This window comes from Streptomyces sp. NPDC057271 (genome assembly GCF_042668715.1).
In the GTDB taxonomy this organism is placed as follows: domain Bacteria; phylum Actinomycetota; class Actinomycetes; order Streptomycetales; family Streptomycetaceae; genus Streptomyces.
This window is the reverse complement of sequence record NZ_JBHUYJ010000033.1, coordinates 41,753-62,766: the sequence shown is the minus strand read 5'-3', so window position 1 is coordinate 62,766 and position 21,014 is coordinate 41,753. Positions and strand designations below refer to the sequence as shown.

General features: G+C 70.9%; 19 protein-coding genes. 5 read left to right on the top strand and 14 right to left on the bottom strand.

Going from position 1 to position 21,014, the window contains the following annotated elements; translation table 11 throughout:
* Positions 1–72: 72 nt before the first annotated feature.
* From ACFUJR_RS17715 to ACFUJR_RS17700, 4 genes are all read right to left on the bottom strand, one after another.
* On the bottom strand, positions 73–630 hold the full coding sequence (locus ACFUJR_RS17715) for a hypothetical protein (RefSeq protein ID WP_383165461.1): 558 nt from the start codon (positions 628–630) through the stop codon (positions 73–75).
* A 548-nt stretch (positions 631–1,178) separates the two neighbouring features.
* Entirely contained in the window at positions 1,179–2,399 is a 1,221-nt protein-coding gene (locus ACFUJR_RS17710) for a damage-control phosphatase ARMT1 family protein (RefSeq protein WP_383165463.1), read from the bottom strand.
* A gap of 60 nt (positions 2,400–2,459) precedes the next feature.
* Positions 2,460–2,906, bottom strand: a complete 447-nt coding sequence (locus ACFUJR_RS17705) for a hypothetical protein (RefSeq protein ID WP_383165465.1) — start codon at positions 2,904–2,906, stop codon at positions 2,460–2,462.
* Positions 2,907–2,938: 32 nt separating this feature from the next.
* Positions 2,939–3,625 (bottom strand): hypothetical protein, encoded by a 687-nt coding sequence (locus ACFUJR_RS17700; RefSeq protein ID WP_383165468.1) that lies wholly within the window; start codon positions 3,623–3,625, stop codon positions 2,939–2,941.
* Positions 3,626–3,915: 290 nt separating this feature from the next.
* Between ACFUJR_RS17700 and haaT the strand changes: the two genes are divergently transcribed.
* The 4 genes from haaT (at position 3,916) to haaN (ending at position 8,712) form a co-directional block, all read left to right on the top strand.
* A complete protein-coding gene (gene haaT, locus ACFUJR_RS17695) occupies positions 3,916–6,687 on the top strand; it encodes a cyclophane-containing RiPP biosynthesis TPR protein HaaT (protein ID WP_383165471.1) in 2,772 nt (923 codons plus the stop codon).
* Between the two features lie 110 nt (positions 6,688–6,797).
* On the top strand, positions 6,798–6,977 hold the full coding sequence (haaA, locus tag ACFUJR_RS17690) for a HaaA family cyclophane-containing RiPP peptide (RefSeq protein WP_383165473.1): 180 nt from the start codon (positions 6,798–6,800) through the stop codon (positions 6,975–6,977).
* 13 nt (positions 6,978–6,990) lie between these two features.
* Positions 6,991–8,151 carry an FxsB family cyclophane-forming radical SAM/SPASM peptide maturase gene (locus tag ACFUJR_RS17685; protein WP_383165476.1) on the top strand — a complete coding sequence of 387 codons (1,161 nt, stop codon included), beginning with the start codon at positions 6,991–6,993 and terminating at the stop codon, positions 8,149–8,151.
* Positions 8,152–8,235: 84 nt separating this feature from the next.
* Positions 8,236–8,712, top strand: coding sequence for a cyclophane-containing RiPP N-acetyltransferase HaaN (gene haaN, locus ACFUJR_RS17680; protein ID WP_383165479.1), 477 nt, complete (start codon positions 8,236–8,238; stop codon positions 8,710–8,712).
* Between the two features lie 538 nt (positions 8,713–9,250).
* Here the strand turns inward: haaN and ACFUJR_RS17675 are convergent.
* From ACFUJR_RS17675 to ACFUJR_RS17630, 10 genes are all read right to left on the bottom strand, one after another.
* Entirely contained in the window at positions 9,251–10,063 is an 813-nt protein-coding gene (locus ACFUJR_RS17675; protein WP_383165482.1) for a class I SAM-dependent methyltransferase, read from the bottom strand.
* A gap of 44 nt (positions 10,064–10,107) precedes the next feature.
* Positions 10,108–10,959, bottom strand: coding sequence for a phytanoyl-CoA dioxygenase family protein (locus ACFUJR_RS17670; RefSeq protein ID WP_383165485.1), 852 nt, complete (start codon positions 10,957–10,959; stop codon positions 10,108–10,110).
* Entirely contained in the window at positions 10,956–13,115 is a 2,160-nt protein-coding gene (locus ACFUJR_RS17665; RefSeq protein ID WP_383165488.1) for a phosphoketolase, read from the bottom strand. The genes ACFUJR_RS17670 and ACFUJR_RS17665 overlap by 4 nt, the downstream gene beginning before the upstream one ends.
* The gene (locus tag ACFUJR_RS17660) at positions 13,112–14,275 is read right to left on the bottom strand and encodes a hypothetical protein (protein ID WP_383165491.1); all 1,164 of its coding nucleotides are present in this window, start codon (positions 14,273–14,275) and stop codon (positions 13,112–13,114) included. Before ACFUJR_RS17660 ends, ACFUJR_RS17665 begins: the two co-directional genes overlap by 4 nt.
* Complete coding sequence (locus ACFUJR_RS17655) at positions 14,275–14,985, bottom strand: HAD family hydrolase (protein ID WP_383165494.1); 711 nt, start codon at positions 14,983–14,985, stop codon at positions 14,275–14,277. Before ACFUJR_RS17655 ends, ACFUJR_RS17660 begins: the two co-directional genes overlap by 1 nt.
* Entirely contained in the window at positions 14,982–16,145 is a 1,164-nt protein-coding gene (locus tag ACFUJR_RS17650; RefSeq protein WP_383165497.1) for an enolase C-terminal domain-like protein, read from the bottom strand. Before ACFUJR_RS17650 ends, ACFUJR_RS17655 begins: the two co-directional genes overlap by 4 nt.
* Entirely contained in the window at positions 16,145–17,209 is a 1,065-nt protein-coding gene (locus ACFUJR_RS17645; protein WP_383165500.1) for a radical SAM protein, read from the bottom strand. The genes ACFUJR_RS17650 and ACFUJR_RS17645 overlap by 1 nt, the downstream gene beginning before the upstream one ends.
* 59 nt (positions 17,210–17,268) lie before the next feature.
* Positions 17,269–18,192 (bottom strand): hypothetical protein, encoded by a 924-nt coding sequence (locus tag ACFUJR_RS17640; protein WP_383165503.1) that lies wholly within the window; start codon positions 18,190–18,192, stop codon positions 17,269–17,271.
* A gap of 212 nt (positions 18,193–18,404) precedes the next feature.
* Positions 18,405–18,887 carry a recombinase family protein gene (locus ACFUJR_RS17635; RefSeq protein ID WP_383450519.1) on the bottom strand — a complete coding sequence of 161 codons (483 nt, stop codon included), beginning with the start codon at positions 18,885–18,887 and terminating at the stop codon, positions 18,405–18,407.
* Positions 18,884–19,399, bottom strand: a complete 516-nt coding sequence (locus ACFUJR_RS17630; RefSeq protein WP_383165509.1) for an ATP-binding protein — start codon at positions 19,397–19,399, stop codon at positions 18,884–18,886. Before ACFUJR_RS17630 ends, ACFUJR_RS17635 begins: the two co-directional genes overlap by 4 nt.
* Before the next feature lie 254 nt (positions 19,400–19,653).
* Between ACFUJR_RS17630 and ACFUJR_RS17625 the strand changes: the two genes are divergently transcribed.
* Positions 19,654–21,012 carry a hypothetical protein gene (locus ACFUJR_RS17625; RefSeq protein WP_383165511.1) on the top strand — a complete coding sequence of 453 codons (1,359 nt, stop codon included), beginning with the start codon at positions 19,654–19,656 and terminating at the stop codon, positions 21,010–21,012.
* Positions 21,013–21,014 lie beyond the last annotated feature (2 nt).

Below are 21,014 nucleotides of genomic sequence, written 5' to 3'. Positions count from 1 at the left end.
AGGTGGACTGCGCGATGCGGCGAAAGTCGTGGGGACGGGAGCCGTGCCTCAGCGGTCGCCAGTCGATCGCGGCTAGAGTCGTCGCCTCGGTGGAGCAGCGACTGGATGGGCAAGTGAATGCTCCAGGAGGCTGACCATGTCATCTCCGGTGAACGACTGACGGCGCGCCAGCCGCTTGATCAATGAAGCCGAAAGCTCGGCCTGCTTCTCCTCAGGGCTGCCAAAATCTACACGCCCTTGGATCAGGGCCGACGGGAATCGCCGAAGAACTTCCTGACGAATGCGCTCAGGGACGTATCGCTCGATCTCTGCATCCGTCAGGGAGGTCCCGTGGTTCAGCCACTCGTGCGCGAGCTCATGGAGAATGATGTGCTCGGTCTGATTGCGACTTGAACGGCGGCGGTAGAGAATGATCGTGAACTCCGGCGCTTTGACCCGGAGACCGCATGCCGTGCCCAGGCCACCGTCGGTGTCATCCAGTGGCACCAGCCGAATCTGGTGCCCCAACGCGCCCTCCATATTCCGCACCAGCGCCTCGACACTGAAAGGAGCGGGTATAGGGAGATCGGCGAGCAGGCTCTCACATTCTTTCACGAGGGCGCGCCGTGAAGGGTCACTACGCCAACGCATCGTTGCTCCATTGAAATGCCACTGAGGTGTTCACTGCCAGCCCGCGAGGCGCTAGTAGCCAGGAGCTTGTGCTTGGGGTGCGTGGCGGTCGGCCGACACACGCTGTCTACGCCTAATCGTACAAGGAGGAAAGTGCGATCCATGCAGGACGGGCTGTTGTGAAGGTCACCCAAGCGCGACAGTCTCGAAATCTGGATCCCAAGATCGAAATTGAGTGACGGCGCGTTGATTGAATTTTGAATGCTTCTGAAGGGAGGCCGGTCCGCCGCCCTGCTTCTTGATTCGCCTCCGGCAAATGGGGCTGGAGACGAGGGAGATGAAGACGTTGTGAAGTTCGGTGCGGCGTTCCCAGCGGACAGCGAGGCGTTTGAACTGGTGGAGCAGGGTCGGCTCGACGCCGCAACGGAGCTCGCCTGGCCCCTCGATGTTCGGGGCGCTCCTGCGGGAGATGACCGGAAGGATCCGGCGCCTGCGCAGTTCGCGGCGGTTGGGGTCGGAGTCGTATCCCTTGTCGCCGAGCGATACGGAGTCGGCCCGCGCTCTCAGGTCTACGGTCGCACTTGGATCAGCGCCTGGGTACCGCTCGTGCGCCAGGCATCCCCGGACCGTTCGAGGGTGTCCAGCGTTCCTTGCTCCAGGCCGACGATGACGTCGGACTTCAGGGTCCGGAGCGCCGCGACGGGCCCGGGGAAGTAGGCCGTGCGCTCGGCGAACGGCACGGTCGGGTTCCACAGCCGGTCGCCCACCAGGCGGCGGTAGTTGAGGTCGCCCTTCAGGATCGTGAGTTCGGTATCCGCGAACTCTTTCCGCAGGTCCTCGGGCATCTCCTCGTACGGCAGTGGAGCGCAGAAGAACGGGTGGGTGCGAACCTCCAGGCTTCCCGCGGCCATGGCCTTCCAGAGTCGGCCGCCGATCCGGCCGGCTTCGCCGGGTGCCTCGGTGAGGCGGCGCAGGCAGTCGACCACGTCCGCGGTCATCGCGTCGGAGACGTAGTACGGGTAGGGCTTGACGTGAAGTACGACCCGCTTGGCGTGCCCGTGTTCGAGGAGGTGGTCGATGAGGACGAGGTCGGGAATCAGCTCACGTCCCGCGTTGTCGGCCACCACAGCGATGGTGGCCGAGGCACCGGCGGGCAGGAGCTGCCACAGTGTGGCGCTGTCGTCGGCGACCAGGGCCGAGACTGCGGCGTCATCCACTGCTGGCTCCCCCGCCGAGACCCGGAAGCCGAGGTCCGCGCGGTTGCCCCAGAGCGAGGCGTGCAGGAGGGCCGTGGCCCGCTCCTCGGCCGGGGCACTCGCGAGCGCGTCGAGAGCCCGCAGTTCCCCTTCCACCGCGTCGCCTCGCAGTTCGGCCTGCTTGAACGGCGCGAAGGGATCGACTCCCTCCCACGGACCGGCACCGAAGTACCCGACCGCGCCCAGGAGCCTGCGATAGAAGTAGCTCTCCGCCCACAGGAACGGAGCGTCGTACCACGAGCGCCCGAAGTGCTCCTGCCCCCAGGCCGCCCAGCGCTCGTGGTCGTGGTCCGCGAGGGCGAGTGGTTGGACGACACCGTCGGTGATCTCGTCCAGCAGGGCGTCGAGCGCCTCGTGCTGCCGGCGGCCGTACGGGAAGGCGTCCCGCACCTGCCGGATGAGGGCGGGGTGGCGCTGGGCCAGCACACCCCGGGCGAACGAGCCGGGCTCGTTGCCCAGGACGACCGGAGCACCAACTGTGCCGGCGTCGCGGACAGCCTCGTCGCCCGAGGCGCGGGAGGTCTTCTCTGTCATGGTGCCGAGACCCTTCGCATGTCACTCATGTGACCATGATCCCCGTGGGCATGCTCGCTGTCAGTCCAGCCCGCCGGTGGCCTCAAGGTGGGCGAGGAAGGTGGCCACGAGGCGTGGACGGGGGAGGTCGGGGACGAGCGCGTCGGGCAGGTCGGCTTCCAGGCCCCATTCCGTGTTGAAGGTGATGCTGCTGCCGTCCGGAACGACGCTTCCCCACAGCCACCGGACGAACTCCGCTGCGGCAAGGGCCGTGCAGTCCTCGACGGCGATGCCTTCCGGGGGCAGCTTGGCCATGCCCTCCAGCTCCTCCTCGCCGACCGTGATGCCGAAGTGCATGACGGACCCGCGAACGGGGTCTTCGTCCCCCTCGTCGATACGGACGAACGTGTCCGTCTCCCGCTCACGCAGCTTGGCCTCGATCCCCTCGTAGGTCAGGCCCCAGGTGGAACCCTCGACGGGGCCGAAGACGTACATGGTGCGGAGTTCGGCCAGTTCGGACGCGTCCACGCACTCGCTCCCCCATCGTGTGCTGCCGTTGGTCAGGGTACGTATCGCGCATCAGCGCGCTGGCTGGTGAGGTGCTGTTCCCAGCCCTCTTCCAGCAGCCAGGCGGCAGCGCTGATTCTCTCCAGTGCCTCATCGGCCGCTTCGTCGTCGAAGTCCCACGTGGCCGGGTGGCTTCGCCACTGGGGGTCGACGTTGTCGATGAGACGGTGCGCGAACGAGTTGCGGCGCTCCCTCAGCCACGACACGTGATCTTCGAGTTCCTGGCGATCGACGCTGTCCTGCCAGCGCTCGGCGAGCACTCGGGCTTTTCGGGTGAGACCCGCTCTGTGGAGATCCTCGTCGCCCGGTTGGTCGAGCAGCCGATTCATCAGGGACTCGAGTGCGGCGACGGCAGCCACGACGATGACGCCGGCGCTGATCTGGCGTGTGCTTGTGTCGAGTACGTACGTTGACTCGTCGAGCATCATGTCGCTCTCCCCTTCCCACCCAGCGACCCTGTGACTCCCACTCTCCCGCGCCTCACGGAGCTCGGTCAGTTCCGCATCGATGCTCTTCGCGATCTTGGCGCGCAGCCAGGCGAGAGAGGAGAGGCGGTACTCGAAGTCGACGAACTCGATGCGGTTGTGCCGACTGACGAAGTACTCATCGCCGTATGCGAGGAGATACCAGCCATCCTTGGAGTCGTCGCCTTCGCGCCTCTCAAGCTCTGCCTCGGCCATCTGCGTGAACCTCTCATACGGACCTGACATAACTGATCAGCCTCTCACGCTGGAGCCGATCAACCTCAGGGATTTCAGGGCAGGCCGATGTCGTGATCTCGCAGGGCTGGATCCGGACGCGTTATGGCGCTTCGGTGACCTTGACCGAGGTCGCCTCCGCTGGTCCCCTTGGGCAGTTGGGCGTCGAACTCGGGGGGCTTCGTGAATGGTCCTGATCTTGGAGCGCTGTGTCGCGTGAGTGGCGTGCCAGCAGAAGAGACTCGCTCCCCCAACGAATGGGCGGATCGCGCATGAGGTTTCGACGCGGGATCTCGATCGCCGTCGTGGCCGCCGGCGGGGTCGTGACGACCATGCTCGTGGGGCTGGTTACGAACGCGGTGTCCGAGTCGGAGTGGCCGGGGTGGCTGGGGTGGCTGCAAAGGCATGCCTGGTTCTCGTTCGTGCTGCTCGGGGGGCTGCTCGTGGTGATGACGGTGTTGGCCGCCTTGTCGGATTCACGGACGCCCGTGCGGCAGCCCGAGTCGGCGCCCCAGAACGAGGCCGAGCCGCCGGGAGCCGCGCTCGTGTTGCGGGCGCTGCCGCGCGACACCGCGGCGTTCACGGACCGTGGCGCCGAGCTGTCGGCGCTTGTGGGGTCGGTACGGGCGGCGCAGGAGAGTGGTGAGGCGCTGCCGGTGCATGTGATCGACGGGATGCCGGGGGTGGGGAAGACGGCGTTCGCCGTGCACGCCGGGCATGTGCTGGCGGAGCGGTTCCCGGACGGGCAGTTGTTCGTGAACCTCAACGGGCACACGACCGGGCGGAGTCCCGTGCAGGCCGGCGAGGCGCTGGCGTCATTGCTGTCGGCGACCGGGGTGCCTGCGGGGCGGATCCCGGCCGGTGATGATGTGGGGGCGGTCACTGAGGCGAGGGCCGCTATGTGGCGTAGCGGTCTTGCGGGGAAGAAGGCGCTGCTCATCCTCGACAACGCGGCCAGCTACCGGCAGCTGGAGCCGCTGCTTCCTGGGGCGGGCGACTGTCTGGTGCTGGTGACCAGCCGGAAGCGGCTGGCGGCGCAGGAGGAAGTGGTGCTGCCCGTGGAGGCGCTGCCGGCGGATCACGCTGTCGATCTGTTCGTACGGCTCAGTGGGCGGCCGGCGGCGTCGCTCGACCGGGACGTGGTCGCGGAGCTCGTCGGGCTGTGCGGGTATCTGCCGCTGGGGGTGTCCCTGCTCGCCGCGCGGCTGCGGCACCACCCGTCGTGGGGCGCGGAGGATCTCCGCGAGCGCCTGTTGGCCGCGCGGGATCGGCTGGGGGAGCTGCGGGCCGGGGAGCGGGCGGTGGCGGCGACGTTCGAGCTGTCGTACCAGGACATGGAGGAGGAGCACAGGCGCTTCTTCCGCGGCCTGGGCTTCTACCCTGGGACCGACCTTGACGCCTATGTCGGTGCCGCGCTCGGTGGGGTGACCATGGCGGAGGCTCGGCACCAGCTCGACGCGCTGTACGACGCCCACATGATCGACGAACATCCGGGAAGCCGGTACCGGCTTCATGATCTGTTACGTGATTTCGCCCGTGGTCTCGCCGACGAGGGAGGCAGCAGTATGGAGCAGACCCAGGCCGTTCAGCGAGTGTGCCTCTACTACCTGGCCGCTCTCGCCGCCGCGAACCGGCACCTCGTCCGAAGAGGCGCGGTCGCACCGACACGGCCCGACGAAGCCGCTTCGGTGGAGACCCCGCGCATGGAGTCCCGTGCGGCGGCCCTCGGCTGGCTGGAGAACGAGCGGGCCAACGTCCTCGCCTGCATTCGGCGCGCGAGCGGTCTCGCCCTGCACGAGCTCGTCATCCGCATGGCCGCCGCCATGGCCCCGTTCCTGCGGCAGGCCGGCCCGTGGGACCAGGCCGTCGGGCTCCATCGGACAGCCGCCGACGCCGCCCGGCATACCGGCGACCGTAAAGCCCTCGCCGGGGCGCTCGCCGAGCTTGGAGTCGTACGGCGCTTCATGGCCGCCTACCCCGAGGCGGTCGAGGCGCTCAACGAGGCGGTGGAGGAGTACGAGGCCGCGGGCGACCGGCGCGGCAAGGCCGACGCGCTGAACCAGGCCGGCATCGTCTGGCTCATGACCGCCGACAACGAGGCTTCCGCACGTGCCCAGACCGAGGCTCTCGCTCTCTACCGCGAGGTGGGCGACCGGCTCGGGCAAGCCAACGCGCTCGCGGATCTCGGCATGGTGCGCCGGCAGACCGGACGGTTCGACGCCGCCGTGGAGGCCCAAAGCGAGGCGCTGTCGATCTACCGGGAGCTCCACGACCGGTACGGGGAGGCGAACTCCCTCAGGGACCTCGGCGTCGTGCACCGACTCACGGGCGAGTACGAGCAGGCGGAGCGCCGACACCGAGAGGCGTACGACATCTACGTGGAGCTCGACGACCGGACCCACCAGGCGTACGCGCTCAACGAGCTGGGCGTCGTGAGGAGGCTGACGGGCGACGTCGTCGGCGCCCGGGAGGCGCACGACCAGGCGCTGGAGCGCTTCACCGAACTCGGGGAGCGGTTCGGACGCGCGAACAGCATCCGCAACCTGGGGGCGCTGGAGCGCGTGTCAGGGAGCGCCACGGAAGCGGTCCGGGTACTGGAGGAGGCTCTGAGCGCGTTCCGCGATCTCGGCAGCCGCGGTGGGGAGGCCGCTTCCCTGAGCGAGCTGGGCGCCGCCCGTGCGGCGCTCGGTGAGCGGGAGGAGGCCGGCGAGGCGTTCCGGCGGAGCCTGGAGCTCCACCGAGAGCTGGGGGATCGGAGTGGCGAGGCTGAGGTGCTGAACCACTGGGGGACCTTGCTGCGCGCGTCCGGCGACACCCAAGAGGCGCGGCAGTACTTTGAGCAGGCCCTCGTGCTGGCCGGGGAGATCCGCTCCCCGCTGGAGGAGGCGCGGGCCCTGGAAGGGATCGGCCGCTGCGACCGGATCTCGGCCGGGCCCGCGCGGGCCGAGGACGCCCTGCGGAACGCGGCCGCCCTCTACCGGCGGCTCGGAGTCGATGCGGCGGCCCAGGAACTCGAAGAGCTGCTCGCCCCACGAGCCGGATAGGCCGGTCGTCACCTGGCCGGAATCCGTATACCGCCGACGACAACAGCACTGCTACGGTGCCGAGTCGGTCTGTCGCTTCAACCGCCGTCGCACACCACGAGGAGCGTTGAATGTCGCCACGTACGCCCATGCTCGCGCCGCCCGCCTGCCCCGAATCCATCGAGGGCAATGCCGTCCTGGAGCGCCTTGCTGCCCGTGTGCAGCAGCGGCTCGACGAAGAGAAGTCCGCCGGGGACGGCTTCGCCGAGGGGCCTCACGCGGCGTCTCTCATCTGGCCCTGGTGGTTCTGAGCGCCGACGCTCGATGACCTCGCGCGAAGAGACCGCACCTTTCCGGACCTTCATCCTCAAGGTCGCGAACCGCTGCAACATCGACTGCGACTACTGCTACGTCTTCAACTCCAAGGATCAGTCGTGGCGGCACCTGCCCGTCCGGCTCGGCGTGGACGTGGCGAGGGAGGCAGGCCGGCGCATCGGCGAGCACGCCATGGCGCACGGCCTGCCGGCCGTCCACGTCGTTCTGCACGGCGGGGAGCCGCTGCTGGCTGGCCGCCGGCACGTGGCAGAGCTCCTCGAAGCCGTACGCGAAGGCATCCCGGCGGACGTGAGGGTCCGCTTCGAGCTCCAGACCAACGGAACGCTCCTCACGAAGGCGTGGCTCGACCTTTTCGAGAGGTACGGGGTGGTCGTGGGCGTGAGCCTCGACGGGCCCCCGACCGCGAACGACCGGCACCGGCTGACCCATACCGGGCGGCCCAGCTCGGCCGCCGCCGTTCGCGGCATCGAGCTGCTTCGGGACCGGCCGCATCTCTTCGCTGGCCTCCTCGCCGTCGTGGACCTGGCCAACGACCCCGTCGAAGTCCATGACTATCTCGCGTCGTTCGGGCCGCCGGTCATCGACTTCGGTCTTCCGCACGCCACCCACGACGACCCGCCGCACCGCGACAACTTCTATGTTCCCGAGTACGGGTTCTGGATGAGCCGGGTGTACGACGCATGGCTCGCCCGGCCCGAGCACCGGCACAGCATCCGGATGCTGGAGGACATCGTGGCGCTCAGCTCCGGCGTGCGCGGTGCCGTGGAGACACTCGGCCTGGCCCCGCCGACGAGCATCGTGATCGAGTCCGACGGGACGTTGGAAGGCGTGGACACGCTGCGCTCCGTCGAGGAGGGCGCGTCCCAGCTCGGGCTCGACGTCTTCCAGCACTCGTTCGACGAGGCGTCGCGTCATCCGAAGCTCCTGCACCGGGCATACGGCCGGGCGGCGCTCGCGGAGAAGTGCCAGAGCTGCCCACTGGTGGAGGTCTGCGGTGGCGGTTATCTCCCGCACCGCTTCAGCGCCGCTCGCGGCTACCAGAACCCCTCCGTCTACTGCGCGGACTTGGAGTACCTGATCCGCCACGTCCAGGACTCCTTGCGTGCGAGCGGGTGGGACGCGTACGCGCCAGCCGCGCAGTCTCCATGAGACGGCGGGCGTAGCACCGCCGAGGTGCTGAGCGTTGGAGCCAGTGAGCGAAGTGAAAGACGAACGAGGAACGAGGAGTTGTCCATGACGGTGACGATCCGACCTGCCGAGCAGCGGGACGTCCACGCGGTGGCCGAACTGATCGAGGAGATCGAGCGGTTCTACGGATCGACCGAGATCCAGCCCTTCGAAGAGCGGCGCGCGCAGGTGGAGGAGGCGTTGTTCGGCGCCGCGCCGCTGGCTTCGGCTCTCTTGGTCGAGGACGTGGCCGGGGACATCGTGGGGCTCGCCGCCTACTCCTTCCTCTGGCCGGCCGCGGGCTCCACGCACTCCTTGTTCCTGAAGGAGCTGTACGTCCGCGACACCCTGCGCCGCCAGGGCATCGGCGCTCGCCTCATGGACGAGCTCCGGGCCCTGGCCGCCGCGCGCCCCGGGTGCGGCCGCGTGGAGTGGATGACGGACCGCGACAACCCCGTCGCCCGCGCGTTCTACAAGTCGCTCGGGTTCGCCGAGTTCGATGGGAAGATCGTCTACCGGATCGCGACGACCGGCACGGCGTGAGGGGACGCGGGGGCTGTGAAGGAAGAACGCTGCGAGCGATGCGAACTCATCGTCGGGCAGGGGTGCTGCTGCCCGACGAACGGAGCCGTTCCGAGGGCGCGGTCCATGTCCTTGCCCAGGCGGGAATGGCGAGGGTTCCCGGCGGACACGATCCTGATCTCGCCCACAGGGTGTGCTCACCTGCCCGGCGCCTGCGACCACCCCTACGAGGAGCTGGTGAAGGCGCCGGGCTGGGGCTGGATCCCTGACCCGCCGACCGGGCTCTGGGGCCGCTTGAGCGAGACGTACCCGGCTGTAGCCACGGAAGGCAACACCGCTCGACAGGCGACGCGGCGGTGCATCCACTGCCAGGAGACGGTCCCGTAGCGGTTCCGCTGCCGTCCGCCGTTCACACCGCGACGCTCAGCACCTCCGTCAGCCGGTTGGCGGTGTCCGGGCCCCCCGTGCGGGCCTGGCACGCCAGGTGAGAGCGGCGTTCTGGGGCGCCGCGTACGGCCCGAGTGGGGCTGCGTGGATAGCGCCCGCGGCGGCGGGGCGCTCAGGGCCTGGTGGCGATAACCGCCTCGGTCCGGATCACCTCGTCGAACCGTCCGGACGGGGCGAAGGCGAGCAGCGCCTCGCGCAGGTCGCGCTCGAAGGCGTCCTTCTTCTCGCCGAGTTGGGCGGGGCTGGAGTAGGAGAGACTGAAGACCCAGCCGATGACCTCGTCCACGGTGCGGGTCAGGGTGTGGTCCCAGCGCGCGGTTTCGACCTGGGAGAACGGGCTGCGGGCGAGGACGTCCTGGTGGCGTTCCTTGGGGTGGGTGTAGGTGCCGGAGCCGGCGCGCCGGTCGGGGCCGAGGTAGCGGGTACGGACCTCGTCGACGACCTGCAGCCAGGGGGCGGGCTCCAGGTCGCCGGGGGCGCCGCCGGAGGCGAGGACGATCGCTCCGCCGGGCTCGATGATTCGGTCGAGATCGCGGGCCACCTGGTCACGGTCCATCCAGTGATAGGCCGCGCCCATGACGGTGAGGAGCACGGGCCCGATGTCCATCGCCGGGAGGGTGGTGGAGTCGCCCTCCCGCCAGGTGATGTTGGTGATGCCGCGTTCGGCGGCCAGGCGGCGGCCCTCTTCGAGCATGCCCTTCTCGGGGTCGACGGCGACGACCTCGCTGACGAGCGGGGCGAGTTCGAGGGCGATGATGCCGGGGCCGGCGCCGAGGTCGAGGACACGCTGGGTGCCGTCCAGGCCGAAGCGGTCGGCGAGCAGGGTGTAGAACTCGGGCGCGTAGCGGGGCCGGAAGGCGGCGTAATACGGCGCGGTGGACGCGAACAGCTCTTCGGGCTTGTACGAGGGGGTGGAGGGGGTCACGGGTCCAGTCTCTCGCGGGGGTGCGGTCAGGGGCGGGTGATCGGTCAACGAGCCGGGGAGGTGTTCAGGTGCTTCCACCAGTCGGCCAGGGGGTGGGCGCCGGAGCCCTCGCGGGCGACGGAGCCGTCGGCGTGGCGGTCGCGGGCGCCGAGGAGCTGCCGCTCGACGGCGCTCAGGTCCGGCTGGCCGGGGAGGTCGGGGGCGGGGTCGTCGACCGCGTTGAGCCACCGGTAGCCGTACTGCATCATCACGGCCAACCGGTCGTGGCCGGAGCGGTTGAGGCCGCCGGCGTGCCAGGTGCGGTTCTCGAAGAGCACCACGTCGTACGGGCCGATGTCAGGAGTGATCGCGCCGGGCGGGTCGATGTCCCCCTGGGGGACGGCGACGGGCCCGGTACGGGTGTGGCTGCTGGGCACGAACATCGTGAACCCCGCGTCCGGTCCTGGATCGGTGAGGAAGTACGCCACCTTGATCGCCAGGCGGGGCGTGTGCTCGACGCCGAGGTCGGCCACGGTGGAGGACATGTCGCGGTGCCATCCGTGCCGGGACGGCACGCGGATGCTGCGCTGCTCGTCGGGCAGGGACGGCATGGCGATCAGGTTGCTCGACATCAGGTGGATGTTCGGGCTGAGCAGGCCGACGAGGGTGGGCAGGACGGCCGGGTTGGCGACGAGCGGTAGGAAGGCGTCGTCCAGGGCGACGACGCCACGGAAGCCGTCCTTGCCATCGACCGAGCGGTCCCGGCCCACGGTGCGGTCGGTGGCGAGGAGCCGTACGGCGGCCTCGGCCGCGCGGTCGCGGACCTCGGGGGAGAGCGCGCCGCGCAGGATGAGGAGGCCGTCGTGGTCGAAGGCGGCCAGCTGCTTCGGGTCGGGTGTGGACGACGAGGTGGTCATCGTGGCTCCTTCAGCATCGAGAGCGCCTGGGCGGTGAGCGCGGCGGCGGACATGCCGCAGAGCTCCAGCAGGGCGGCGGACGGAAGGGGGCGGCCGGGGTCGCGGTAGCCGACTACCCGGACCCGGGCGGCTTCGCCGCGGGCGGCGAGCAGGGCCCGTACGGCCGGGGCTTGCGTGACGGTGGCCAGCAGCACGGGAACGCCGGCCGGGAACAGGCGGGCGAAGGTGCCGTCGGGCAGCGCGGCGGGCCAGGTGTCCGGTTGGCCGAGGATGGTGAGGTCGTTGATGTGCACGTACTGGATGCGCGTGTCCGGACGGGCGGCGGCGATCCGGCCGGCCGCGGCAGACAGCTCGCGCGCCGCGACGTCGCCAGCGGAAGTCAGGACAATGTCCGGATGCTCCTGATCGGGATTACTCAGGTGGGGCCAGATCGCGGCGCCGTTCGTCATCTCCTCGTGGAAGGTGTCCGGCGGGAACGTGAGCCTGTGGTGCTTGTCGGCGATCAGGAAGTTCGCCCGATCCCGCCCGGTGAGCATGGCCGTGAGGGTCGCGGCCGCGCGGGTGGCGTCGGCCGGGGTGTAGACGTGCACGGTGGGGTTCTCGGTCTCCAGCATCGCGGAGACGAGCCCGGGATTCTGGTGGGTGTAGGTGTTGCGCCAGCCCAGCGAGGTGATCAGGTAGTTGATGTTCGGTAGCCCGCCCATGCCGGTCGCGGTCCGCGCGCTGCGGTGCTTGAGGTGCTGTACGAGCAGGCTGGTGTTGACCGCCGCGAACGCCTCGTACGTGGCCAGAAGCGCGTCGCGGCCGGTCTCGGTGTAGCCCTGGAGCCAGGCGTGACAGATCTCCTCGTTAAGGATCTCGCTCGCCCACTCCGGCAGCCGGTCGTCCCCGGCGTCGGCCAGGCGCAGCCGGTTGGAGGCGGCCTCGTCCGGGCTGAACAGGCGGAACGAACCGGCGGCGGCGCGCTCGCGGATCACGGCGCTGACCAGCGGCCACGCCGGTTCTCCCCGGACGGCGAGCGGCGCTACCGGTGGGGCGGGGCGGGGCCGGGCCAGCGGGTGTGGCAGCGCCTGCCGTACGAGGTCGGATGGCTGCCCCCGGTCGGTGAACAGCTCGGCCGGCTCGTACGAGGCAAGCCAGGCGGCAAGGACGGCGAACTCCTCCCGGTTGCGGGCGGGATTCTTCAGCGGGGTCTTGTGGACGGCCGGGGTTCCGGCGATCTGGCGGCCTGCGACCTGCTCGGGGCCGGTCGCGCCCTTGGGCATGGTCAGGACGATGACCGGCTGCGGCCGGGCGACACCGAGTGGGCGCAGCCTGGCGAACACCTCGGCCAGGACCGTCCGGAAGCCGGCGGCGTCGGAGCCGTCGTGGAGGAACGGCTCGTACCCCAGGCCGGTGAAGTACGCGCGCAGTTCGTTCTCGTCGAGCCCGGACAGGATGGAGGGGCCACCCATTCGCAGGCCGTTGGCCAGCACGACGGGCAGTACGGCGCCGTGCAGTCCGGACCCGAACAGCGCCCGCCGGGCCGTCCAGGCGGCCGCGGCGGCGCCGGTCTCCAGCTCTCCGTCGCCGAGCAGCGCGACCACCAGGCGGTGCGGGGCGTCCAGGACCATGCCCTGCGCGACGGCGAGCGCCGGCCCGAGCTGGCCGCCGGTGTAGCGCACGCCGGGGATCAGCGGGGTGATCTCCCCGCCGTAGGCGCGGGTGTGGGGGAAGCCCGCGGCGAGGGCGCGCATGTCGTCGGCGGACCAGCCCGGTCCGTTGCCCGTCAGGGTGAGGGTCTTCGTCAGGTAGGCGTGGGCGAGCGCCGACGGCCCGGCATGCCCGGCGCCATGGACGATGAGGATCTCGCTGCCCGGGGGACGTCCGGCGGTGAGCGGCCCCAGGTGAGCGAGCATGAAGTTCACCGGCGGGCACACCCCCCAGTGCCCGCTCGGCGCCTCCTTCACGTCCTCCACCCGCAGCGGCCAGGCGGGCAGCACGTTGTCGTTCAGGTACAGCTGCGCGGCGCACAGGTAGTTCAGCGCCCGCCACGCGGCCGTCACGGCCGCGTCCGGCACACTGGCCGCGGCGTGCGCGGCGGCCTGGCTCCAGTCGGAGAAGTCGCCCGGGCCCGCCACGGCGGCGGACCCGGGGAGCCGGGCGGTCTTGGTCACCGTGCCGCCCCCTTCCGGGCGGCGACCGCGTCCACGGCGGCGGTGACCCGCCCGGCCCGGATCTCCTCCGTGCCGGCCTCGGTGATCAGGTGGAGGATCTGCGCCTGCTCGTGAGCGGGCACCGCGCTCCAGTCCAGCCCGGCCCGCTCCAGGGCGGCGGCCAGGTCCTCGGGCACGCTGCGCGGGGCGCGGTCCCGCACGCCCCGCACCGTCAGCGGCACTCCTGTCACACCGTCGGTGACGGCCGCGTACGGCACCGCGGCCTGGCCGCGTAGCGCGTAGGCGACGACGGTCTTGGAGCTGCCGGTCGGGAAGGTGACGCGCAGCTGGGCGCCGCGCTGGCCGACCGGCCCGTGGCAGGGCAGCAGCAGGAAGTCCCGGCCGCCGATCCGCTCCGGCCGGGCCACGACATGGACGACGTCGGACGCGGCTGGCAGCGGGACCAGGACCATCGGATCCGGCCCCGCCAGGTCGGGCTCGGACGGGAGGGGCGGTCGGGTGACGGCGATGATGCCGCCCTGGCCGCCCCCAGCGCGCCGCGCCGCCTTGTGAGTGAACAGCGTCCGGTCCACCGCCGCCAGCAGGGAGTCGGTGAAGGCGTGCTTCCAGCTCCGCTCCCGCTCGGCGGGCAGGTCGCCGGCGGTGACGAACATCAGGGCGAAGGAGACCGTCACCGGCAGCACGGCGCCGAGCCGGTCCCTCAGCACTCCGAGGGCTTGGTGGAACTGAGCGGCGTCGTCCACCACGGCGGCGAGGATCACCTCGTCGCCGCCGAAGGTCGCCGCACATCCGGAGTCGAAGGGCTGCTCGCGGAACCACGCGCGGGTCGTCGCCCCGACGGTCGCCATGACCTCGTTGCCGGCCAGGTGGCCGTACGAGGTCAGGTTGGTGGAGTTCGTCCGCTCCACGTGGTCCTTCAACCCGTCGACGTCCCCGATCGCCAGCGCCACCAGCCGTCCCTCGTCCAGCGCGGCGGCCAGGCAGCGCGGGATGTGGCTGTGGAAGTCGGGGAACGCGACCAGGCCGGTGACCGCGTCCTCGCGGCTGCCCTCGCACCAGGTGCGCAGCGGCATTTGACTGGGGTCGAACAGTGGCACGGACGAGGTCAGCGGGTCGTGGACGGGGGGCGCTGCCGGGTGGGACGTACGGGACGGCTCCATCAGCCGGCCACCTCCGATGTGATCGTCTCCGCCGCAGCCTGGGCGGGCAGCAGCAGAGGGAGGGTGTTGAGGGAGTGCAGGCGCAGCGTGAGGGCGGTCGGCGTCAGTGGGCCGATCGTGTGGTGCCGGTCCACCCAGGCCGTGTGCCAGCCGGCCGCCGCGGCCCCGTGAACATCGGCGTTCATCGAGTCGCCGACGTGCAGCAGCTCTCCCGGCAGCAGCCCGCTGGCCTGCTCGACGGCGGCGAACGCCTCCGGCTCGGGCTTAATCGCGCCGGTGCGCGCTGAGTAGAAGACGCCGTCCAGCAGCTCGCGGAACGCGGGAGGATCCTGCTCGGGCACTGAGGAACCCAGCGAGTTGGTCATGGCGTACAGGGCGTAGCCCCTCGCCCGCAGCTCGGCGAGCATGTCCGGCACGTCCGGGTACAGCTGCGGTTCCTCGGCCCGGCTCCGGGCCCGCTCCAGCACCTCGGTGAGCGGCCCGGTGAGCCCGGGCCGCCCGAAGCCGGCCGCGAGTTCGTGCGCCAGGTCCTGCGGGGTGACCAGACGACGCTTGGCGCTCCGCCCCATCAGGGCGCGGGCCTCCTCCAAGGAGATGCCGAGGACCTCGGCGACCTGGCCGGTCGTCGCCACCGGCTCCGGGCGCACCAGCGTGCCACCCATGTCGAAGCAGACCGCCCGCACCCCGGCCCACATCACCCGGCCGCTCACGACCCGACCTCCCACGCCGGGAGAGGCGAGGAGGTGACCGGCAGCGGGGCGAGCCCGGCCCCGGGGCTCGACGGCAGCAGCCCCGCCTCCACGACGACCGGCTCAGTGAACACTTGCTGCCGCAGCGGCTCCAGCGTCAGGTGCCACTCGACCGCGGGGACCTTGTCCCTGCAGCACGCGGCGGCCAGCGCGAGCGCCGCCCACAGCCGGTCGCCGTGCGGGAACGTCGCCATCCCCAGATCGGCGGCGACCTCGACGGTGTGCAGGGAACGGGCCAGCCCGCCCGACCAGCCCGGGTCGGTCTGCCACACGTCCACCGCCCCGCCGGCCAGCAGCCGCATCTGCTCGTGCTCGTCGACCGCGTGCTCACCAGCGGCCATCGGCACCCCGACCCCGGCCGTCCGCACCCTGCCCCAGGCGAAGCCGCCCGGCTCCAGCAGCTCCTCGGCGAACGCGACCTCCAAGTCGGCCAGTACGGGCATCAGTGCCAGGGCCTCGTCCAGCCGGCACCGGCGCAGCCCGTCAACCATGAATCGGCCTTCGCCCGCCGCTTCCCGCAGCGCCCCCAGCACCCGGGCGACGGCCCGCGGCCCCTGGCGCAGCAGCTCCTTGGTGAGCGGCCACTTCTGCCCCCAGAACCCCTGCTCGGCGATCCACGCCGCCGCCTTCACCGCATCCGGGTGAGCCGGGTCCAGGCCGAGCGCGGACGCGTACGCCGGCACCCGGGCTCGCACCGTGCCGCCCAGCAGCTCCGGCACCGACCGCCCCGAGGCCCGCGACGCCAGATCCCAGCACGCCAGCTCGACCGCCGAGGCCGCCTGACGGGCGTGCGCCCCCTGCTGGTGCCGCCCCGCCCGCGGCCGGTAGACGAGCTTGCGCGGCGCCGCCGCGTCGTGCCCGACGAGCCCGTCGGCAAGGGTGTCCACGACGAGCCGCGCCACGCCCTCCCCGACGGGCGCGTGCCAGCCCGAGACCCCGTCGCCGACCACCTCGATCGCGAACCGCGTCCGGTGCTCCGGCCACGACGGACCCGCCGGGGCCACAGCCACCGCGGCCACCGCGTCCGGCAACCCCTCCGGCAGGCCGGCCGGCTGCCCGGCCACCGGCCACACCCGCACCGCCCGCACCACCGTCACGGCCCCGCCGTCCCGCGCGGCCATCAGATCCGCGCCCCGGTCAACTGCTCACCGGCGAACGTGTACGCCCACGGCGAGCGGTAGTTCTGCCACCACTGCGGGCGCAGTTCCGTCTCAGCGAACAGCTCCTCGACCGCTCGGCGCATCGTCAGGTTCCACTCGATCGTGTCCGACCCCGGAGTGCGGTAGACGTCCATGTAAGGGTTGTGGGCCTGGAACGTCTGGAACCGCGGGAACGTCGTGGTCACCGGCACCAGCCGCTTCAGGTTCTCCACGGCCTCCTCGATCGGGTCCAGGCCCACGATGTAGGTGAAGTCCGTGGTGATGCCCCGCTCCTTCGCTCCCCCGAGCGTGGCGACCATCTGGTCCACCGTCAGCGCGGCCTTGGACTGCTTGAGGATGTTCGCCCGGTTGGTGAAGCACTCCACCGTCAGCGTCAGGTGGAACGGGCCGAGCTCGGCGGCCCGGTCCAGGCCCGCCTCGCTGGTGAGCACCGACGACAGGAAGTGCAGGGTCCCCTCGCAGTCGGTGCTGCGCATCGCGGCCCGCACACCCTCCAGATGCTCCAGGGCCAGGTGCTCGTGGAGGAAGCAGCCGGTGCACACCGTGACGGTCTCGACCCCCGACAGGTCTGCCATGCCGGAGTTCGCCGCGAGGGTGGCGAAGTAGCCGGGCAGGTCGAGTTCGCGGATCGCCGGGTCCGAGGCGCCCTCCAGGGTGTTCGGGCAGAAGGTGCACCCGACGCACTGGGAGCGCTGGTTCGAGTTCAGGGTGAGCATCTTGGTGCCGTTGCGCCAGTAGCCCAGCACGGCGTCGTCGTCCTCGATGCCGACGACCGTGCCGACCCGCTCGCCGTGCAGCCGCAGCTCGTGCTCGTCGATCTCGAAGGGCGAGTCCTCGCGGCCCAGGGAGAGGATCAGGTACGACGGGTCGTCCGGCCGCGAGTCCAGCTCCAGCCGAAAACGCATCCGCGGCTTGTCCAGCGACGAGCGCGCCCCGCAGCTGTTCAGCGCGAGGAGCAGTACGTCCTCGCGGTTGATCTTCCACTCACGGGCCAACTCTTCCAGGTGACTGACGGATTCGAGCATCGGCTTCCCTCTCTGGTGTCTGGTGTCTGGTGCAGCGAGCTCACCCGCCGTGACGGTCGTCATGCCATGACCTCCGGCGTCGCCGTGTGACGCGCCTGACCGCGGAGGAAGATCTGCAGGAGGAGGCGGCGCTCGTCCTCGGGTACGTCCTCCTGGCCGCCGCCGAGGGCCTCGCGGCCGTGGCAGCACAGGTGCTGGTTGGCGATGAGCAGGTCGCCTCGCCCGAGCAGGAACCGGCGCTTCCCGGTGATCAGTTCGCGCTCCAGGGCCCGGGCCGCCTTGATGTACGGGTCGGCGGGATCGGTGTCCGCGAGCATCTTGGCCGTGAACCGGACGAAGCCCTCCGACGGCGGCAGGCCGTCGAGGATCGGGAACGGCTGCCGCTCATCCCCGACGCCCGTGAGCTCGAAGAACGACCCGTCGACGTACTTCGGGTGGGTCAGCAGCTCGGCGTCGGCATAGCCGAGCCGGTCCACGGCGCGGCGGACCTGCGAGACCAGGCTGTGGCCCTGGCCTCTGGGATCGGGGCGGACGCACAGCTGGGCGATGTAGTCCGGCGGGAGCGTGGAGTTCGCGACGTCGATATGCATCGGGGCGATGGCGAGGTTGGTGCTCAGCGGCTGCCACAGCGGCCAGCGGTCGAAGACCCGCAGCGGCGTCGTGATCAGGGAGAGCAGCGCGGTCACTGCCCGCAGGCCGGCCTCCTCGGAGTCGGCCGCGTTGAGCAGCTCGGCCAGCTCGAGGACCGCGAAGCCCTCGCCCGCGGGGGCGCCGATCAGCTGGTGGCAGGCCGTGGTGAACTCGGCGAGGCGGGGCATGCCGGCCAGCACGCCGTGGTACCGCGCGGCGGTCTCGGGCGAGAGCAGCCCGTCGTCACCGAGCCGCCACTCGGGAAGGGCGGCGGCCTGCCGGGCGAGGTCGGCGACGAGCTCCTTCGGCAGGGTCACCCGGTACTCGGGCACGGACATGGAACGGGACGTCATGAAGCACCCCTCTTGGGAATCAGCGGATGGGATACGGATACGGGTGGTCGGTGCGGGCAACAGCGACCCAGATGATTAGCAGGATCGGTACGACAAGGACCGCGAACTGGAACCAGCCAAAGCCGTAGCGCCGGAGCAGCCGACAGGGTGGCGGAAGGCCCAGCGGGACCGGTCGAGCCGTCGCCGGGGGATCATGGCTTTGGGCGCCGAGATCATCGGTGCCTGCGCTTCGATCCCGCCGCCGGCTGAGGGCTGGCCGCCGTGTCCTTGGGAGCCGCCGTGTTTTCGGGAGAGGATCTGTCCCGGCGGTGCCGTCGCAGATCGGCGAGGGAATCCGGCGTCGAGGCGAACGCGCCCGTCTTCTCCAGCCAGCCCATGAACGAGTCGTGCTCCTCCGGGTGAAACCAGAGCGTCACCATCGACGGCGCGACGATCCCCTCGGCCCGTCCCTCCTCTACCACTGTGAGTACCTTCGGCCACTCGGGGCGGTCCGCCCGACTGGAAAGCACGGCGGACCGGTCGACGTAGGTCGCCGCCACGGTCCAGCCGCGCGTCTTCACGTACCGGAGCACGTGCCGTAGCGCCCGCTGGGGCTGTGCCTTCGGGGCGGCGGCTCCGGGAGAGAGGCACGCGTACACGACGACCCGAGCGCCGGGCGGGACTCGCCACGACGGGGCCTTGACCGCCTGGCTCATGCCGCCCGGCCCCGGTTCGTCGGAGAGGGCTTCCGCATGACCGGGAAGACGCACCACGCGACGGTGCCGTCGTCGGTGAACCCCCAGCTGCCGCCGAGCTCCGTCACGAGCGCGTCCACCAGCCACAGGCCGCGCCCCTGCTCCGCCTCGGCCCCGGCCCGCCTGGGTCTCGGTACCTCGGACGGCGAACCGTCGTCGACCTCCAGGCGGACCTCGTCGCCCATGCGCCGCATGCGCAGGCCCACGGAATCGCTCGTCCCGTGGACGATCGCGTTGCCGACGAGCTCCGAGATCACCACCTCGGCGGAGTCGACCCGAGCCTCAGGCACCCGGCACGCGTTGCGCAGCCAGGCCGTCCCGATCCGCCGCGCCTGAGAGACCCGCGAGGTGTCGCGGACGAAGGAGACGTCCATGGGCGACAGCGCTATGCGCGCGCCGCCGCCGGCCGTGGGGATGCCACGGCAGCCCATGAGGCTCGTGGTGATGACCGAGGTGGGAACCGAGGACGCCATTGCCCAGCCTTTCCGCATGTCGGACCCTGGTGGCGAGGCGTGGCCGTGAGGCCGCGCCGTCGCGGTCACCGAACGATGACGGCGGGCCGACGGACTTTCCTACAGTCCCGATCTCGTCGTTCCGGCCCCCGGCGGGTCCTGCCGTGGTCTTCTGGGACTCGGGTGCGTCCTGCCCGGCCGCCGGGCGGGTAGGTGATCGACAATCGCCTCGTACAGGCGGAGGGCCTGACGGCGTCCATGCGAAGGGGGGCACGGTGGGCGACAGACAGCTGACGGTGTTCGGCAGGCTCGTACGGGAACGCGGCTGGGGATACGCACGGTTCGGCCGCGAGTTCCGCAAGGTCTGCGCCGACCTGCGCCTGGACGACGTCACACCACAGCGCAAGCAGTACGACCGGTGGCGCACGGGACAGATCAAGGGTGTGCCACGCGCCGAGGCGTGCGAGGCACTCGAGGGCATGTTCCCGGGCTGGACGGCCGAGAAGCTGCTCGCCTTAGCAGAGCCCTCGCCGCTGGTAGCGACCGCCGACGCCCCACCGACACGCACCGAGCAAGAGCCGAAGCACGCGTCCGAGACAGGGGCGAACGTGCTCCTGGAGGAGGACGAGATGAAACGGCGAACCCTGATCCGCGGGCTTGTCGTCGGAACGACCCTCGGCATCACCGAGGCGGCCCTGGAGGTCATGGCCGCCGCACGACAGCGCATGGACCTGGCGCTCGAATCGTCGGCCGTCGGGCCGGCGACCCTGGAGCGCTGGGAGACCACAGCCTTCGAGTACGCGCACGCCTACCAGACCGTGCCACCGCACCGGCTCCTCGCTGACGTCCTCGCCGACTTCACCGAGGTGCAGCGACTGCTGGAACAGCGGCAGCCCATCCGCTACCGCCGACGCCTCTGCCGGGTCGCAGCCCAACTCGCCGCCCTGGCCGGGATCTTCACCTCCGCCCTCGGCGCCCACCGCGAGGCCCGAGGCTGGTTCCACACCGGACGCCTCGCCGCCTCAGAGGCCGGAGACAACCAGCTCGAAGGAGCGCTGACCGTACGCTCAGCCATCGTCTCCCTCTACTACGGCACCCCCGCCTCCGCCCACGAACAGGCCGCCCGAGCACGCCACATCCTGGGCGACACCATCGGCCCCGCCACCACTCGCGGCCTCCTCGTCGAGGCCCGGGCACTCGCCCGCATGGGACGTGGGGACGAGGCGCTGCCGCTGCTGCGCCAGGCCGAGGACGCCTTCGGTCGGCTGACCGCCGAGGACCGCGACGACCCCTCATTCGGCCACACCGAGCGGCAGTTCCTCTGGCACCTCGGCAACGCGTGGACGCACCTGGGACGCAACGAGGACGCCTGGCAGGTCCAGCGCCGCGCCCTCGACCTCTACCCGCCCACCGAGTACCTCGACCCGACCCTGATCCGCCTGGACCGCGCGACCTGTCTCGCCCGCGGAGGTGAGCCGGAGGAGGCGTACCGCACCGCCGCACAGGCCCTGACGGTACTGCCGGACGAACATCGCACCGGCATGGTCATGAAGTACGCGACCGACTTCAGCCGCGCCGCTGGACACGCCCAGCTGCCCGCCGGCAAGGAGTTCGCCGAGCTGCTGCGAACCTGAGC